This window comes from Campylobacter sp. 2018MI34 (assembly GCF_016598975.1).
Lineage (GTDB): Bacteria > Campylobacterota > Campylobacteria > Campylobacterales > Campylobacteraceae > Campylobacter_D.
Genome location: NZ_JAENKS010000064.1, coordinates 1 through 662, shown reverse-complemented (window position 1 = coordinate 662; position 662 = coordinate 1). Strand labels below are relative to the sequence as shown.

Below are 662 nucleotides of genomic sequence, written 5' to 3'. Positions count from 1 at the left end.
ATGTTAATTAACAAATCCTATAAAATTAATTCTTGTGATGATGTTGAACTTAATATAAAAAGAGAAAGTAAGCTTGAGTATAGACTTACTTTTGATGATAGTAAAGATATAAAAGCTATAGTTTTTATCATAGGTGGTTTTGGAGCTAATGCTAATATATCTTTTTTAGATTTTGATAGAGAATATTTAGCTAAAAATTTTGATGTAGCTGTAGTTAATGTTTTTTATCATTGTTTTTGCATGAGAAAAAGTTTAGATGAAGAATATAGTGCGATAACTTCTTTTACAGGATTAGACTTACCTAATTTAAAATCTTGCTTAGAAAAACTCAATATCAATACCTATAATCTATCCATCAATAATGCTCAAGCTTATTATGAAATTTTAAATCAAACCTTGTATGAACTAAAGGCTGAAAACAAACTTGATAATAATTATAAAGCCATCTTTACTTCAACCTTTATCCCACCAAATAATGAATATCAAAACTATGGCATTATGGCAGCAATTGATCATATCAATGCCTTAAAAGATATAGTTAAAAACTATCCTGAATTTACAAATTTACCTAAAATTTACGGGGGGGGGTCTTATGGTGGATACTTATCCTTACTTATAGCTAAGATTGCTCCTTGGTATGTGGATGGGGTGGTTGATAATTC

1 protein-coding gene is annotated in these 662 nt (G+C 28.1%); it reads left to right on the top strand.

Going from position 1 to position 662, the window contains the following annotated elements; all coding sequences use genetic code 11:
- Positions 1 to 662 (top strand): DUF2920 family protein (locus JG676_RS07730; RefSeq protein WP_200217861.1); only part of this gene is annotated, 662 nt, incomplete at its 3' end.